Source organism: Roseateles albus, from assembly GCF_028595345.1.
GTDB lineage: Bacteria > Pseudomonadota > Gammaproteobacteria > Burkholderiales > Burkholderiaceae_C > Paucibacter_A > Paucibacter_A albus.
On sequence record NZ_JAQQXT010000012.1, the window covers coordinates 80,772 to 95,772 of the forward strand.

Sequence of the window (15,001 nt, forward strand, 5' to 3'; positions counted from 1 at the left end):
GAAATGATCCGCGCTCTGCCGTCTTTGCTGGCCTGGGTGCTGGAGGTGTTGGCTAGCGTTGATTGCGGCCGCCTGAAACGACTTTCACTCTCAGTTTATGATCCATCGTCCCCCCTGCTGAGGCTTGCTTGATTGGTCGCCCTTGCTGTAGGCGTCTTCGGCCAACCTGAAGAAGGCCATCTGCTCTTGCAACTGCACGGCCTGAGCCGACAACTGCTCGGCCGTAGCCGACAGCTGCTCTGACGCTGAAGCCGTTTGCTGCGTCGCAGTGGACAGATGGTTCATCGCGCTGTTGATTTGCGAGACGCCCTGCGATTGCTCGCCCGAAGCTGAGGAGATCTCTTGCACAAGCTCCGAGGTCTTCTGGATCGAGGGCACCATGTTCGTCAGCAGCGTGCCGGCTCTTTCGGCCAGCTTGACACTGTTGCCGGCCAAGGTGCCGATCTCTTGCGCGGCCACCTGACTGCGCTCGGCCAGCTTCCTGACCTCGGCCGCCACCACCGCAAAGCCCTTGCCATGCTCGCCGGCTCTAGCTGCTTCGATCGCAGCGTTCAGCGCCAAGAGGTTGGTTTGGTAAGCGATGTCATCGATGATGGTAATCTTGGTGGCAATTTGCTTCATCGCGTCCACCGTCTGGCTGACCGCTTGCCCACCTTCCATCGCCTCTCGCGCGGCCTTGGTGGCCATGCCGTCGGTGACATTGGCACTGTCGGAGTTTTGCTTTACCGAGGCGGCCATCTCTTGCAGCTGCGCGGTGGTTTCTTCAACGCTGGCGGCCTGTTGCGAGGCCGAATGCGACAGGCTTTGCGAGGTCTGCGAGACCTGATTCGAGGCACCTCCGAGCTGATCGGCCGACACCCGCACCTCGCGGATGGTGTTGCTGATGGTGTCTACCAGCGAGTTGAACTTCTCACCCAACATCTTGAAGAACGAGTCTTTGCCCTCCAGATCAATCCGCGTGGCAAAGTCGCCGCTATTTGCGCCGTCAACCATCGCGCCGACCTCGACTTCGGCCGCTACCTCCGCCGTCCTATCCCTCCACTCCACTACGGTGCCGAGGCGAACGCCCTTGGCATCATTGATCGGATTGGCAGCCAAGGCAAAGGTCAGGCTGCTGACCTTGATCTCGGTTTTGTATTCACTTTTCAGGCCTCCGAGCAGATTGCGCTGATGCGAGGGGTTGCGGTGGAATTGATCAAAATTGCTGCCGACAATGCGGCGAACTTCGAATTGCGGCAGCACCTTGCGCAGCTCGCCTTCGTTCCTTTGCATCATCTGCACTGCCGAACTGTTGCTATAAATGATCTTGCCGTCCGGGTCGGCAATCATCACATTGGTGGAGCACACATCGAGCGCTTGCTTGATGCGGGCGTTTTCAGCGGCCAGCGCTTGCTCAAGTTCCCGGGCGGCCAGCTCCTGTGTGATGTCGCGCCATTCAAGCACCGTGCCAAGCCGCTTGCCTTTGGCGTCAACGATGGGGTTTGCCGCTAGGGTAAAGCTGATCGTCCCGACCTTGATTTGGCTCTTGAATTCAGTCTTCAGGTTAGTGATCAAATTGCGTTGATGGCTGGGTGTCTTGTGGAAGCTGTCAAAGTTGCTGCCCACGATGCGAGCGACATCGAGTTGAGGCAAATACTTGCGCAACTCGATTTCGTTGCCTTTGAACATGGCTTGCAAAGAGTCATTGGTGTAGATGATCAGGCCATCGTTGTCGGCGACCATCACATTGGTCGAGCAGCGATCCAGCGCCTGCTTGATGCGGCTGTTTTCGGCCGCGACAGCTGAATCACGCTCATTGCGGCTGCGCAGCAGATCTTGCATGCCTGCTAGCGAGGCCAAGAGCAGGCCAGGCTCATCGCGGCCGTTGGTCGGAATATCGTTGTTGAGATCGCCCGAGCCGATCGCGCCGGCAGTTTTGATCGCTCGCGTAAGCGGCTGGGTGATACTACGGGTGACGACCCATGCCGCGCTGAGACCGACGGCCAAGGCGAGTGCTGCCATGCCTATCAACAAGCGCTGCGCACTTTGAAATCTTTGCCGGCTTTCTTCGGTTTTGTCATTCGCCCGCTTGTTTAGGAATTCGATAAAGTTAGAGAGTTCGTCCTGCCACAACTTCGATGCCGGCGAAACTTGCTCCAGAATTATCCGGGTGGACTCGGCCTTGTTGCTGCTCGCCAAGTCCATCGCCTGGTCAAGCAGTGGCCGCGTCACGGCGGCCCTCTCCTTGATGCTGACCAGCATTCGCTTACCTTCATCTAGCAGCGGCATTTGTTCAAGCGCAGCCAAGGCTGCGCCGTATGCCGTGCGTGCCGCAATGACCTTGGGACGCTCAGCCTCGATAGCGGCCTTGTCTTGCAACATCACCATGCTGCGGCCGATACGTTGGGCTATGTGGACGCTTTCGGACATGCGAGTAATCAAGCTCGTTTTCTTGACGATGTCTTGGCTCAGCTGCTCGAAGTCTTCATTCATTCCTCGCAGCTCGTGCAGGCCGACCCCGACACATGCCAACAAGAGTGACAGCACGATGGCAAATGCCAAGCCTAGCCTTTGACCGACTTTCAAGTTTGCGAGTGACATTTGTAGTGCTCCGGGAGTTCTTGAGTGACGAATGAATAGCTAAATGGCCCCCCTGGGTTGAACTGCCCCCCAAGATGGTCAGTCGGAAATTAGCAAATCAACGCCTGAACGCTTTACTACTGTACGGGGTTCAGGCCATTTAGTTTGAGCTGTTGTTGAGCTATTTAGTTTCTGCAAGCAGGGTGCCAAGAATCTGCTAGCCGCGCAAAGATCTTGCTAGCATCGGCCAAAACACGGGACAAAGGAAACTCTACTAAGGCAACAAATGACTTCATTTTTCAGCATAACGGGGAAGTGGCAAAAGAACGCTCAGGCTTCAATTTTTCCAGGAACGGCGCCAGTGTGAATGTCGACGTGCTGGCTGGCAAACTCCTTGTCAATACGCGCGTTGGAGAGATACTTAAACTCAGCGTGCAAATCCTGTGACGCCAGCGCAGCACGGATGATTTCCACCTCCAAGCCGCTGTCGGTAGTCTTGTCAGAGGACGGCAAGGTGGCTTGGTCAATGCCAACCTTGACTGAATACGCAATGGCCAGTGGAGCCGCAGCAGTCGGGACCACTGACAACAGCACGATCGCCGCTAAGCAAATTTGCCTTGGCACGACGGAGACACTCATCAAACTCACGGAATGGCGCTCACTGAATACCGCGCCGATTACTCCACCACCAAGACCACCTTGACCGTGGCGTCAACTGCTGATTTTTCGATATAGCCGATCGCCTCGACATTGGCTGCGACGTACTTCTTGACATCAGCAGCCGTCGCCAACTCTTTGGGCGGCGTGGCTTTGCCGGAGAAGGTCAATCGCGACCAGGCGGCCTTAACTTGCGCCGGGGTCTTGCCCGCCGCTTTGCTGTAGAACTGTTCGCGTACGGCGCTGGAATCGGGCAGGTCCGCCAATGAGGCCGGCCCACCGCCGGGCACGGTGCTGGACTTGCCCAGAAACAAACCCGCGGCTTGCTCTGGGGTCAATGTGCTGAGCGAACTCTTGGGATTGACGATCACGGCCAGTTGCGCCTGCGACACCGAGCTCAGCATCATCAAGGCCACCGCCAGCATGGCGTTCAGATTGCGTTTATTCATCATATGGATCTCCTGCTTGAAACTGCTGCTGGGATGCAACCCTAAAAGACCAAGTCATAAGAGGCACTTAAGACCCGCGAGCTGCCTGCGCCGGGCGCGCTGGAGCTATCGCTGACATGGTCGAACTGAAGCTTCAGCGCGGCATCCTTGTGGACTTCATAGCGCAGCGCAGCCAAGCCGCTGCGCAGCTTGACCGGCGCATAAGCTTGCTCGTCATAGGATGATTCCCGGTACGCGCTCGCCCCTGCGGTGAGAGTGAACTTACCCATCCGGTAGCCCAGGGTTGCAAGAAAGAAGTTGGCCTTGTAATTCAGCGTCTCACGGTCGGCGCGGCCGAACTCGCTGCGCACTATCCAATCGCCCCAATCGGCATTCAAAGCCAGGCCTAGAAAACTCTGTTTGGGGCCATTCGAGTAGACGTCGACGGTGCCGCTGTCGCGATCGGTTTGCTTGAACTTGCTGCGTACATAGCTGAGCCGGCCAGTGAACCAGTCGCGCGAAAACTCGAAACTAGCGCCGCCCACGCCGCCCCATTCGACCGTCTTGTCTGCCTCGTTGTAGAGGCTTGAGTAGGGGTTCTTCTTGCTCTTTTCGCTGCCGCCCAAGACTTCGGTGCGCAGCGTCCAAGCGCCCACTTCGGTGGCGTAACTCAGACTGACGCCGTTGTAGTTGACAACATCCCAGCCGTAGACATCGGGGCTGGGCCGGATCGTGTTGTAGGCGTAACCGACGTCTTGAAAATCCGAGTAATAGTAAAGCGGCAGGCGCTTGCGCCCGACTTGCAGCGTCCACTCCGGTGCGATTTGGTAGCTCAGGTACAGCCACTCCAGGTTCAAATGCTGGTCCTTCAACGTGCGTGCGGTGACCTGCGCCGTGGCGCTCCATTGCGGATTGAACTTGACGGAACCCTGCAAGCCAAGGCGCGACTCCGGGGTTGCCGAGAAGTCTTGGTCGTAAACACCGGCATGGCCCCAGTCGGCGATATAGCGGGTGCAGCCATCGTTGAATTTGCTCGCCAAATTGCCCACTACGCAGTCACCAAAGGTGCGCCCCGCTACAAGGGATGCAAAACCCGACCCACTGAACTCCTGCGCCTGCGCCGCCAAGGGCAAGCAAAGCGTGAGCGCCGCAGCACGCCAAACGTGGCGCCGGAAGAGCGCGCACTCTGCATCGGTTCGACGAATGCTGTCGTCTGCGGAATTTGCAACATCGGCCAAGCAAGCAAGGACATAGGGCATGGCGAACTCCTATCTAAGTGGCGGCGGGGCCCGACAAGCAAGCCTTGCAAGATCCCCGGGCAACCTTAGTCCTTTCGCTGCATTTGCGCCTCATGATTTCAAAGCCTTCGCAGAGAAAACCACAATGCTTTGCAGAAATTCCGTCAAACCAGGAAAACATGCCGCTTTCTAGGCGTGCTGAACTGCCATGGCGGCTCGCGTATCAACCACCTAAGGCCGCAACTGTTTCGACATCACTATGACGGACGCCGCCGCTCTGCCTTTTTTGCTTGCAATAATCATCGCTCCATACTAGGCACCGCCTTTCAATAAAGGACTGACTATGAAGCTGCGGCTTGCTCACTTTCGTGCCCTGATCACTACCACGTTGACACTGGCCTACGGTGCCGCGGCGATGGCTCAGACTGCCCCCGCGCCAGCCACAGCCACAGCCGTATTGATAGAGAACGTGCGCATCTTTGATGGCAAAAGCGCCAAACTCTCTGCGCCCTCCAACGTGCTAGTGCTGGGCAACAAGATCAGCCAGATCTCAGTAGCCCCAATCGCTCTGCCGACTGGCGCGACGTTCACGACAATCAAGGGCGCTGGGCGCACCCTGATGCCTGGACTGATTGATAACCATGTCCATGTGAACATGAGCGCATCAACGCTGGGCGAGTTGATGGACCCAGCAGTGCCGCTGGAAGCGATTACCGCCAAGGGTAGCGCCGAGGCCGGTGAGATGCTTTTACGCGGCTTCACTGCAGTGCGCGATTTGGGCGGGCCGGTTTTTGATCTGAAGCGAATGATTGACCAGGGTAAGACGCCCGGCCCGCGAATCTACCCAAGTGGCGCGATCATTTCGCAGACCTCGGGGCACGGCGACAACCGGCATCCAGCGGAACGTTCCCGGCGCTTCGGAGGGACTGCCTCGCGCGCCGAACTGATGAACTCGTCCTATATCGCTGACGGTCGCGACGAAGTGTTGACCGCCACGCGCGAAAACCTTCGCGGCGGTGCCAGCCAGATCAAGATCATGGCCGGCGGCGGTGCAGCCACGATGTACGACCCGCTCGATGTTACTCAGTACACATTGGACGAAATGAAGGCTGCAGTTGAAGCCGCAGAAGACTGGGGCACCTACGTCACAGTTCACGCCTATACGCCCCGTGCCGTGCGACGGGCCATCGACGCTGGCGTCAAGTGCATTGAGCATGGCCAGATGCTTGACGAAGCGACGGTCAAACTGCTTGCCCAGAAGAATATCTGGCTGAGCCTGCAGGTACTGGATCCGGCACCACCGCAGGCCGACCCAAATGTTCGGATCAAGAAGCAACAGGTCGTCGATGGCACGGACAATGCCTATCGCTGGGCTAAAAAGCACAAGGTCAAGCTGGCCTGGGGCACCGACTTCCTATTCAATTCAGCCCAGAACAAGAACCAGAACAGTGACATGCTCAAACTCAAAACCTGGTTCACGCCTGCCGAGATTTTGAAGATGGTCACCCACGATAACGCGCAGTTGCTTGCGCTTTCGGGCCCGCGCAACTCTTACCCCGGCAAGCTAGGCGTTGTCGAAGCCGGCGCCCTTGCCGACCTGCTGCTGGTCAATGGCGACCCGCTGGCCAATATTGATCTGCTGGCAGACCCTGGCAAGAACTTCGCTGTGATCATGAAGGACGGTCAGTTGTTCAAGAACCAAACTCCATGAAGTGGACGCGTGGCTATTTACATCTGAGCAAGTCTGATCCTCATATCCACTGCCGGGTCCGTAGATAGGCAGCTTCGGAGGCGGCCGGCTAGCTTGGACTATGTCAATGACTGGTTTGGGCACCGTGCCGGCGCCTGCTTTACGCATCCGAGTGACAAGAACTGGCTGGGACCGTGGGGGCCCTTAAAGATTTGACTCTTTTTTGAGTCCAAGAATGGCACCACCTACCGCACTGGATGCAGCTGTATAGGGTGTTCCCCCGGCCAGCATCGCCTCGGCCCCGGCGTAGTTTTTGGCATTAATGGCGGCCGCTACCTTGCCAGCTTCGACGTGAAATGCCGCATGCTTTTCTACGCAGATGGCATAACTCTTCATCGAACCATATTTTCCCTTGGCCTCCCCGTGCAGCCAAGTTTGAGCTTCCATTCCGCGCGAGCGCCGATTGCGGTAGTCAAGTCCATACCTAATCTCCTTTGGATGAATTTGTCATTCATCGTAGTGCCCCCCATAAGCCGCCTCAAGCGGAAGCCGCAACAATTTGTAGCAGTTTTGCGTCAATAACCGTGGCCTTCACGGAGTTACCGCGCAGTCAATGCCCTCGAAATGTCTCGGCAGGGGCTAGGCCGACAGTGCGAACAAGCGCCGCAGAGCTGACGTTAGGTTCGCTGACCGTATTGGTCAACAACGGCTTGCTGGCGATGTTGCGCCCGCACGCTCCCGGCCACTTTCCAACGCCGGCGGCTTGCCAGTTTCAGGCAACCTGCGGTTAATGTTGTGGCAGAAGTGTCGGGCCGGAGCTCCTCTACCGCTGGGCAGCGGCTGGAACTTATCGTGGTGGGAGACTGCTCCGATGGAGGAGTTTGACGGGCCTAGAAACCGCGCTACCGCCGGGTTGTCACACTCTCTCGCTCGGTGGCGCAGGTGAACCGGCCGAGGGTTTGCTTTGGCCGCACCGCCGCCTGGTACTTGCCGATGCTCCGGCCTCGCGGGGCCGTGCCAGCACCCCGAAAAGCTTGCCCGAATGGTATCTGAACAGGGGGGGTGACAGCCGGCGCGACAGCGAGCACACTCGCTGAACATTCTGGAGATAGCACCCATGTCTTATGTCGTCGCCTTTCGCCGCCTCGTCGGCGCCGCCTGCTTCCTTACTGTGCTGGCAGCGCAAGCCGCCTTGCCGACTGTCAAGCTGAGCTTCAACCAGGCCTCCGGTACGGTCGGCCCGACCGACATCGTCGAGGTCTGGATGACGCTGACCGTCGATGCCGGCAGTTCGCCTCTGGTGTTCGACAGCACCACAGCGGCACCCTTCGGCTTCGCCGCTGGCGATCTGCCGGCGCAGGGCTACTACAACGACTCGGCGACGTACGGCACCGACCCGGCCGACTTCGCTACGTACACGTACGTTCAGACAAACACCTTCTACGGCTGCAGCGGCACGTTCACCGCATCTTGCGGCCCCGGCGCCTACAGTTTCAACTTTCACACCACCGACACGCCGGCCGCGCCGAGTTTCAACTTCCTGACTGCGCTCAGTCTGCAGCCCGGCCAGAGCAAGAGCTATCTGTTCGGTACCTTCACGCCCAACGGAGGCCCGGTCGTGGAGGGCACCTACACGTTCTACCGGACCGGGGCGACGCTGCTCATCTCCGGACTGGACGCCAATGGCCATGACCTCTCCTCGTACTACACCTTGGGCGAGTCCTGCGCGACCGAGACAGCCGACTGTGCGTTCACGCGCACCGTGATGGCGGTGCCGGAACCTCAGTCCTCTGTCGTGATGGCGCTGGGCCTGCTAGGCATCGGCTGCGTGTTACGTCGCCGCCGCGTCTGACGACCCCAGCGCCGTCAGTTGCTGGGCGGCGTCGCGGGCGGTGGCGCCGCCACCGTTGCATGCTGTGTAGCAGGTGCCACATGTGGTGTGACCGCTCCGAGTCGGGAGCGTGCGACTACATCATCGCCAGAGTGCCGCCGTTAACCAACTCGGTCGGCGAACCGAACGTCAGCTCTGCGGCGCTTGTTCGAGCTGTCGGCTTGGCGCAGGTTCGGGCATTTCGAGACCACTGACTGCCTGGCAACTCGGTGCCCAAAGCCGAAGTTCAGCTCCAGGGGTGGCGGTCGCTGCCGCAACGGTTCCGGTCATTGACCCCTGTGACCCGGATTCACGGTTCCCGCCACTCATGAGTCTCTGAACCGGTTCCGTATCGGCTGCGCCAACGTCCTGTGTCGGGGGCGCTGCGGTCGTCCAGGTCGGCAACTCACGCGGATCCGATAAACCCCAGCCCAATCTCTGCCGGTTCCAATACTGGCGCTCAACTCGCCCGTCAGCAATAGTGAGGCCTTGCTGCACAATTGTTTCACGGAGACAAACATACCTGCACGCAAATACGGTGACCTCCAGAAGCTCTGCCTTGTTGACGTGGGCAGATGAACTCATCTGCAGCCCACTAGCCGAGCTCCTTGGCCGCCTCCCTCAGGGCGTCAACCAATTCTGATGTTGCGCCTTCTGGAATCCAACCCGAGAGTGCCACACCGGCATGTGCCGGATCACCAGTCGAAACCGACACGACATGATGGCCGCGATCATCGGCGACTTGAACACGGGCATAGCCCTGTTTCCTGACTTCATCAAGTTTGCGCAGCAACTGAGGCAGACCTTCAGGGAAGTTCGGGATGTCTTTGCCTTCGTAGATGGCAGCCACCCGCTCGTCCGTCAGTTCCGATAGCAACACCGTGCCAATACCACTTGTTGTCGCTGGCAACAGGCCCATTCGCCCCAACCCCATGGACACTTCAATCCCCGGTGGCGCATGAACGAGGTAGCTCACGTTGTCGTTCCACAGCACGCCCAGCGCCACCGTATGGCCAAATTTCCGCAGGCGCTCCAAAACGGGAAGCGCACGCCGAATCAACCCTGAGGCGAACAAACTCTGAGCCGCCAGTACATGCATACCCGCGCCGGCGGTGTACCGCCGGTTTGCCGTCTGCCTAGCAATGCCAAGATAAGTCAGCGTCTTCAACAATCGGTTGACCTTTGTGGGGTCAATCCCGAGGCGGCGTGCAAGTTCTCTACAGCCGATCGGCTCGGATGATGTGGCAAGCGCTTGCAGCGTGGCGATGCCGTCGATCAGGCTTTGATTGGGCTGAGCACCAAGTTGTGATTGCATGCTGGGAATTTACAGGACTAGGTGATGGTAAAGGTCGAACTGGACTGACGCGAAATTTCAGACGCCAACAATGTCCCTTCAGGAAACGCAACTTGACGATCATTTCACCAATTCAGCGTGCCTCCAGAAGTTGTCATTGGGTGCAACACCCAAGCCTGGCGACGACGGAACAATATACTGCCCATTGCGATAGGCCATGTCGGTATCAAGTAGTTTCAGGCTCTTGTCGAAGATTGAATGCTGCCATTCGTGCTTCCAAAATTCCTTGACGACACAAGACGCGTGCAGACTGGCTGCGAGGAAGATGCCGGCGCCGATCGTTGCATGAGGCGCCATCGATACACCAAGTTCAGTGCAGCGTGCCGCTATTCTCTGAAATTGGGTGATACCGGTATGACCCATTTCAGGCTGGATGAAACGGAGCTTTGCTTGAGGTAGCCGCATCTGCACTTCGTACAAGGTACTCCATTCTTCCCCGGCAGCAATTGGCAACGGACTGCGCTGGCAAACCGCTATCAGGCCCGCTACATCTTCGGGCTTGACCGGCGCTTCCAGAAATGTCGGGCGGTAGGGTTCGAGCTCTCTTGCCAGTGCGATGGCTTCGTCTGCGGTGAACTTCCAGTGCAGATCCACCATGATGTCCGCATCCTCCCCCAGGGCGAGGCGCAAGGCGGAGAACTCATTGACGATGCCCTCGTGGCTGACGACGGCAGCAAACTTGAATGACTCGACACCGGCCAGTTGCCAGTCGCGTGCGAGTGCCACGCGTTCGGCCAAAGTGGCTGCTGGCAGGCCAGACAAATAGCAAGGCACGGTCTCGCGTTGCGCAGACCCAAGCAGCTGGTGCAAGGGCAGGCCGCGGCCTTTGGCCTTCAAATCCCACAACGCGATGTCAATTGCGGCGATGGCATCAACATGGAAGCCTCCGGTGCACCCTCGCACGCGCATCAAGCCGTACAAATCGTCCCAGATGGACTCAACTTGTTCCGGGTCGCGTCCGATCAGGACGGGAGCAAGCAAATCGTTGATGATTTCGCATGTCGCCCGAGGCGCGCAAATGCCATATGTCTCGCCCCAGCCTACGCCACCGTCAGACGTGCGTACCCGCACGACAATGGATCGGTCCACAGTCGGATAGATGGTTCCATTGCCTTGACGGACGATGTAGCCGCGGGCGTTGATGAACTCTTCAGGGCCTAGCGGGCCCAGGTAGGGCGTGCCTCGCGGCGTGCTGACGATAAACGTTTCGACCGAGCTTACCTGGCGGGATGGTGGCGAGGGCTCCACGTTCATGCGCGCTCCGGAAGATCCAGCAGTCCGATGTCAGCAAGACGGGCGAGCAGCGTATTGAGCTCGTCGATATCGTAACGGTCCAAGCTTGGTCCTGCCGCGCGTACGAAGTCGCACTCGATCAAACCGCGCCGTTGCAAAACTGCCTTGGTGAGGCGCCATCGAAAATTGGCCTGCATGCTCAGCAGAGGCAGTGTCTGCTCGAATAGATCACGGGCATGGCGGATTCGGCCGGCCACAAAGTTGGCATGCATCTCGACATGCAATTCAGTGATTTCGCAGGCCGGCATGGTGCCTTTAGCCCCGCGAACCCATTCATCGATGACGTAACGAGCCCCAGCTCCACCGAAGACGGCGTCCAGCGATTCACCGGCCAACTCGCTCAGTTGCGTGATGCGCTGACCTGATGGTTGGGCTTCCTCCTTTACATAACGGATGCCCGCAACTGCTTGAGCCAACTCTGCAACCTTGGGCAAAGGCATGCCGATGCCCATAGGAGCAGGGGCGTTTTGCACCATGACGGCGATGCCGCTGCGCTCATATATCTCAACGAAGTACCGCGTCATGCCCGGCAGATCGTTTGCATGTTCGCGCGGCGTCAGGATCATTGCCGCCGCTGCGCCTGCCTCGGCTCCGGCCCTGGCGTAGGCCTCAGCCTCGACCTGGCTGTTTGCACTGGCTCCAACGATCAGTGGGATACGGCCGTTGATCCAGCGGCCGATTTCGCCAGTCATATGTAGGCGCTCATCTTTGGTGAGCGTGTCGTATTCACTGGCAAGACCAGGGAACACTACGGCAGATGCGCCAGAGTCAATCACGTACTCCAGTACGCGCTGCGTGCCAACCTCATCGATGGCGCCGGAGGCGGTAAAAATTGTTGGAAGGATGGGCATGACGCCGCGAAGTTCAGACATTGCTTTTTCTCCGGTTAGCAAACGGGACGTCCCTTGTCTCCGTTTATGTTGCTATAGAAGCATACCGCAAATTCGACTGAGAGGCGCAAATATAGGGTTTACGTTGATTTCTTCGGTGCGTATGGCTCACATTCCGCTATTAATCAGGGTAAACACGCACGCTTTGCTCTTCATGGAATGATTGCACGTCTCATATTGTTGCTTTAATATATACATCAATGGCTGAGCAAGAAACTCGGTCATCCGCTTGGCACGCAATGAGTTCACTGAATGAGCGCCCTGAAGTAGTGGCCACCACCGGTGCTGATTGATGCCAAAAGGTATTTGGAGACAAAAAAGGATTTGTTATGAAGAAGAAAGTCATTCACGGACTTCTGGTGTCCTCAGTCTTGGCGTCTAGCGGTGTCGTTGCCCAAACGCAAACTTCGACCAATTCAGCGGATGCGAAAAAGGCTGCTTCTGAGAATGCCTCAGATCCCAGTCAGCTTGACCTTGTGGTGGTTTCCGGCATTCGCCAAAGCCTGGAATCAGCGAGGAACCAAAAGCGCAATGCTGCCCAATTTGTGGACGTCGTCGTCGCCGACGACATCGGCAAACTACCGGACCGCAACGTGGCGGAGGCACTGTCTCGTGTTTCGGGTGTCCAGGTCGACCGCGGCGTTGGCGAAGGAACCAATATCTCTATTCGCGGCTTGCGCCAGAATGTTGTGCTGTTCAATGGCCGTGAGGTCTTGGATGCGACGGGACGCGGCGGTACAGGTCTTGACCAACTCGGTACGTCTACTTTCGGCATCATGGCCCTTATCCCCGCCGGCCTGATCTCCAATCTGGAGGTCACCAAGTTGGCGGGTGCTGAGCAGATCGCCGGTGGCTTGGGGGGCGTCGTGGACATCCGCTCGCGCATGCCACTTGATGGCGCCGAACAGTTGGCTGGCAAGGCTGGCTTGACTTACGACCAGTTACCCGGCAAGGCGGGCACTGAGTTGTTTGGTCTAATCACCAGAAAATTCGCTAACAACACCTTGGGTGTTTTGGCCTCGGTGTCCTATGACACCCGCAAACTCTCGCAGCAGGGGCTGGACACGTTTGCCGGTTACCGCACTTTCAGCGATACGTCCGTCACACCTGCAAAGACTCGCTTTGGAAATCAGGACGTCCGCGCTACAGAAATTCAAGAAGACCGCAAGAAAGCCGGTTTCAATGCCGTACTGCAGTGGCGCCCCAACAAGGACTTCGAGCTGATCGCGGACACGTTTTTGTCCAAGCTGGACTCGACACGCGATCGCTTCTGGATTGGCTTTAATCCAACATCCGGCCTCAGCAACGCCGTCTATTCACCCAACGACATATTGTTGTCTGGGCGTGCCGCGGTGCCTGTACTGACCAATACGGAGTATGCCGATGTCAAGGCTGATGTCAGTTCATCAGCCTTGCGTGCCAAGTATGCGCTGACAGACAGCCTTAAGGGCACTGCTGAAGTCACCACCGGCAGGGCCACATCCAGCTACCACCAGCGCTACATGCGCATCCAACCGCTGACCACGGTGCCAACCAGCGTCGACTTCGATCTGACTCAAGGATCGTTTGGCGCGTTCACGATCAACGGGGTTGATCTGAAGGATGCCAACGCTTTGCGGCAGACCATCATGTTTGACAGCTATTTCAATGCCGCTACCGACAGCCAGTCCGTGCGCGCGGATTTGAAGCAAAGCTTTGACTCGCCCTGGATCGACTCCATGGAATTTGGCGCTCGCTACAACAAGCTTGACTCGACCCAAAATCCGCTGATTGCCGACATTCGCCCAGCAGGCGGCATTCCTGCGTCACAGCTTGGGGACTTCTTGATGGTCCATTCGAACCCGTCATTTGCGTCCGGCAACTTCCCAGGCTTACAGCGTAGCTACTTGGTGCCGTCCCGGGATGCATTTTCAAGCTGCGGCGCGTTCACGGCGTTCCCCGCCATTTCACAAAGCGCGCCATGCTTGAGCCCTGCCACCCAGGTGGCTTCCTTGGCCAGCACCTTCGAGGTGAAAGAGAACTTCACCGAAGGTTACGCGAAGTTCAACTTCGACAGCGAAGTAGCCAAGACCATGGTGTCTGGCAATGTGGGCGTTCGTGTCGTGCAAAGGAAGTTGGAGTCGATCGGCAACCTGATCAATCCCGCAGGCGGCACCAATCCCGCATCGGTTAACCGCACTGACAACGAAGTTTTGCCGTCGGCGGTTGCAAGAGTCAACTTGAGCTCGGATACCGTCTTGCGTCTCGGCGCAGCCAAAGTCGTGGCATTCCCGAATACCGCTGACCTGAACAACGGCGTGCGTCTGTTTGCGCCGGTGTACACCAACGGCGTTCTGACGGTCCCTGGAACCGGCACGGGAGGCTCACCGCAGTTGAATCCATTCAAAGCGAACCAGTTCGATCTTTCGCTTGAGAACTATTTTGGAAAGCAAGGCGTTGCGTCGCTGGGACTGTTCAAAAAGGATGTATCGAGCTTCATCATCCAGCGGCAAATCGCAGAAACATACAGCGGCGTCGAGTATTTGGTCAATCGCAAGGTCAACGGCGAAGGTGCAACTGTCACCGGTGCAGAGTTGATGTTGCAACTGCCGTTCTACTTCATGCCGGCCCCCGTCAATGCCTTCGGCATGATGGCGACCTATTCCTACATCGACTCCAAAACGCCGATCAAGGATGCCGCTGGTCGGGTGTTGTCGTTCCCAGGCCTTTCAAAGAACAACGTCAACCTTGTGGGCTATTACGAAGAAGGACCATGGAGCGTACGCCTGGCACTCAACTGGCGCGACAAATACCTGGTCGGACTCTCGGCAGGGCAAACAGGCATCTTCAACGACGCTTACACCGATATGTCGGCCACCATGCGTTACGACTTCTCGAAGGTCGTTTCTTTGAACCTAGAGGCAAACAATTTGCTCAACAGCGAACTGCGCACTTACGACGGATCGACAGAGGGCTTGCGCAACAACGTTGTTTTCGGGCGCGTCTACAAGGCCAGCCTCAGCTTCAAGTTTTAATCGCCGCA

General features: G+C 57.8%; 11 protein-coding genes. 3 read left to right on the plus strand and 8 right to left on the minus strand.

Annotation, left to right across the window (positions count from 1 at the left end; translation table 11 throughout):
- Positions 1 to 90: 90 nt before the first annotated feature.
- From PRZ03_RS23990 to PRZ03_RS18130, 4 genes are all read right to left on the minus strand, one after another.
- Complete coding sequence (locus tag PRZ03_RS23990; RefSeq protein ID WP_409993975.1) at positions 91 to 2,580, minus strand: methyl-accepting chemotaxis protein; 2,490 nt, start codon at positions 2,578 to 2,580, stop codon at positions 91 to 93.
- A 309-nt stretch (positions 2,581 to 2,889) separates the two neighbouring features.
- Positions 2,890 to 3,198, minus strand: a complete 309-nt coding sequence (locus PRZ03_RS18120) for a hypothetical protein (protein ID WP_273601653.1) — start codon at positions 3,196 to 3,198, stop codon at positions 2,890 to 2,892.
- A gap of 38 nt (positions 3,199 to 3,236) precedes the next feature.
- Positions 3,237 to 3,668 (minus strand): type 2 periplasmic-binding domain-containing protein, encoded by a 432-nt coding sequence (locus PRZ03_RS18125; protein WP_273601654.1) that lies wholly within the window; start codon positions 3,666 to 3,668, stop codon positions 3,237 to 3,239.
- Between the two features lie 38 nt (positions 3,669 to 3,706).
- On the minus strand, positions 3,707 to 4,903 hold the full coding sequence (locus tag PRZ03_RS18130) for a hypothetical protein (protein ID WP_273601655.1): 1,197 nt from the start codon (positions 4,901 to 4,903) through the stop codon (positions 3,707 to 3,709).
- A gap of 322 nt (positions 4,904 to 5,225) precedes the next feature.
- Between PRZ03_RS18130 and PRZ03_RS18135 the strand changes: the two genes are divergently transcribed.
- Positions 5,226 to 6,593 (plus strand): metal-dependent hydrolase family protein, encoded by a 1,368-nt coding sequence (locus PRZ03_RS18135; RefSeq protein ID WP_273601656.1) that lies wholly within the window; start codon positions 5,226 to 5,228, stop codon positions 6,591 to 6,593.
- Positions 6,594 to 6,776: 183 nt separating this feature from the next.
- Here the strand turns inward: PRZ03_RS18135 and PRZ03_RS18140 are convergent, their stop codons facing one another.
- Positions 6,777 to 7,019, minus strand: a complete 243-nt coding sequence (locus PRZ03_RS18140; protein ID WP_273601657.1) for a hypothetical protein — start codon at positions 7,017 to 7,019, stop codon at positions 6,777 to 6,779.
- A 670-nt stretch (positions 7,020 to 7,689) separates the two neighbouring features.
- Here PRZ03_RS18140 and PRZ03_RS18145 point away from each other — a divergent pair.
- Positions 7,690 to 8,424, plus strand: coding sequence for a PEP-CTERM sorting domain-containing protein (locus tag PRZ03_RS18145; RefSeq protein ID WP_273601658.1), 735 nt, complete (start codon positions 7,690 to 7,692; stop codon positions 8,422 to 8,424).
- A 613-nt stretch (positions 8,425 to 9,037) separates the two neighbouring features.
- Here the strand turns inward: PRZ03_RS18145 and PRZ03_RS18150 are convergent.
- The 3 genes from PRZ03_RS18150 to PRZ03_RS18160 all read right to left on the minus strand — a co-directional run bounded on the left by PRZ03_RS18150 (position 9,038) and on the right by PRZ03_RS18160 (position 11,982).
- Positions 9,038 to 9,757, minus strand: coding sequence for an IclR family transcriptional regulator (locus PRZ03_RS18150; RefSeq protein ID WP_273601659.1), 720 nt, complete (start codon positions 9,755 to 9,757; stop codon positions 9,038 to 9,040).
- Positions 9,758 to 9,856: 99 nt separating this feature from the next.
- The gene (locus tag PRZ03_RS18155; protein ID WP_273601660.1) at positions 9,857 to 11,050 is read right to left on the minus strand and encodes a mandelate racemase/muconate lactonizing enzyme family protein; all 1,194 of its coding nucleotides are present in this window, start codon (positions 11,048 to 11,050) and stop codon (positions 9,857 to 9,859) included.
- Positions 11,047 to 11,982, minus strand: coding sequence for a dihydrodipicolinate synthase family protein (locus PRZ03_RS18160; protein ID WP_273601661.1), 936 nt, complete (start codon positions 11,980 to 11,982; stop codon positions 11,047 to 11,049). The genes PRZ03_RS18155 and PRZ03_RS18160 overlap by 4 nt, the downstream gene beginning before the upstream one ends.
- 326 nt (positions 11,983 to 12,308) lie before the next feature.
- Here PRZ03_RS18160 and PRZ03_RS18165 point away from each other — a divergent pair, with 326 nt between their 5' ends.
- Positions 12,309 to 14,993 (plus strand): TonB-dependent receptor, encoded by a 2,685-nt coding sequence (locus tag PRZ03_RS18165; protein WP_273601662.1) that lies wholly within the window; start codon positions 12,309 to 12,311, stop codon positions 14,991 to 14,993.
- The last annotated feature ends 8 nt before the right edge of the window (positions 14,994 to 15,001 follow it).

Bases quoted from the DNA above. Each gene is read 5' to 3' on its own strand.
- PRZ03_RS18140 (WP_273601657.1), bottom strand. From the start codon at position 7,019: ATGGAAGCTCAAACTTGGCTGCACGGGGAGGCCAAGGGAAAATATGGT.
- PRZ03_RS18125 (WP_273601654.1), bottom strand. From the start codon at position 3,668: ATGATGAATAAACGCAATCTGAACGCCATGCTGGCGGTGGCCTTGATG.
- PRZ03_RS18135 (WP_273601656.1), top strand. From the start codon at position 5,226: ATGAAGCTGCGGCTTGCTCACTTTCGTGCCCTGATCACTACCACGTTG.
- PRZ03_RS18120 (WP_273601653.1), bottom strand. From the start codon at position 3,198: ATGAGTGTCTCCGTCGTGCCAAGGCAAATTTGCTTAGCGGCGATCGTG.
- PRZ03_RS18165 (WP_273601662.1), top strand. From the start codon at position 12,309: ATGAAGAAGAAAGTCATTCACGGACTTCTGGTGTCCTCAGTCTTGGCG.
- PRZ03_RS18130 (WP_273601655.1), bottom strand. From the start codon at position 4,903: ATGCCCTATGTCCTTGCTTGCTTGGCCGATGTTGCAAATTCCGCAGAC.
- PRZ03_RS18145 (WP_273601658.1), top strand. From the start codon at position 7,690: ATGTCTTATGTCGTCGCCTTTCGCCGCCTCGTCGGCGCCGCCTGCTTC.
- PRZ03_RS23990 (WP_409993975.1), bottom strand. From the start codon at position 2,580: ATGTCACTCGCAAACTTGAAAGTCGGTCAAAGGCTAGGCTTGGCATTT.
- PRZ03_RS18155 (WP_273601660.1), bottom strand. From the start codon at position 11,050: ATGAACGTGGAGCCCTCGCCACCATCCCGCCAGGTAAGCTCGGTCGAA.
- PRZ03_RS18150 (WP_273601659.1), bottom strand. From the start codon at position 9,757: ATGCAATCACAACTTGGTGCTCAGCCCAATCAAAGCCTGATCGACGGC.